This is a genomic window from Limimaricola sp. G21655-S1 (assembly GCF_027213785.1).
GTDB lineage: Bacteria > Pseudomonadota > Alphaproteobacteria > Rhodobacterales > Rhodobacteraceae > Limimaricola.
Genome location: NZ_JAPWGO010000073.1, coordinates 1 through 887, shown reverse-complemented (window position 1 = coordinate 887; position 887 = coordinate 1). Strand labels below are relative to the sequence as shown.

The 887-nt window shown below is 64.6% G+C and carries 1 protein-coding gene; it reads right to left on the bottom strand.

Features of this window, described 5'->3' with window-relative positions:
- Window positions 1-887 (bottom strand): NAD(P)/FAD-dependent oxidoreductase (locus O4G76_RS22190; RefSeq protein WP_269398887.1); only part of this gene is annotated, 887 nt, incomplete at both ends.

Here is an 887-nt window from a genome sequence, read left to right as displayed (position 1 = left end):
CGCTCGCTGCCGTCCTCGACCAGAACCTTGTAGCCGGAGACGGATTCCGCCTGCTGGCGCGTCGAGAACCAGCCGGGTGTCCGGTCGCACTGCATGCGGAACTTCAACCCCTGCTCCCGGGCCTCGGCCTCGTCGAGCCCCACACGAGCAATCAGCGGCAGGGTGAAGGCGACCGAGGGCACGCCCTTGTAGTTCGGCGTGCTGTGATTGCCCTCAAGCAGGTTTGCCGCAACCACCTTTCCATCATGGTTGGACACGGGAGTCAGCGGCGGGCCCATCTGGGCCGTGTCGCCGGCGGCGTAAACGGCTGGGTTCGAGGTGCTTTGCAGGTATTCGTTGAGCGCCAGCTTGCCGTCATGCAGTTCGACGCCAGCCGCCTCAAGAGCAAGCGGCGCGAAATCGGGCTTGCGGCCAGCCGCGTGCACGACGAGATCCGCATCGAAGGTTCTCGATCCCCCTTCGCCGGTGGCGGTTACGCGAAAGGCATCCCCGGTCTTTTCGACGCGCTCGACCTCGGTGCCGGTATGCAGGGTGACGCCGATCTCTTCGTATTTCTCCATCAACCATCCGACCAGATCCGGATCGAACCCCGTCAGCATCCGATCCCCATGCTGGAGGATCGTCACCTCCGCCCCGGCCCGCGCCGCGATGTGGGAAAATTCCGCCGCGATATAGCCTCCACCGACCAGCACGATGCGGCGCGGCAGGCTCTCCATTTCGAGGAAGCGCTCATTGTCGATCAAATGCTCTTCACCGGGAATCCCCAGCTTCATCGCCTCAGAGCCGGTCGCCAGAACGATGTGCTTGGCCTCCAGGGTCTCGCCATCGACCTCCACCGCATTCGGACCGACAAAGCGGGCCCGCCCGTGGAAGGTCGCGATGCCGCT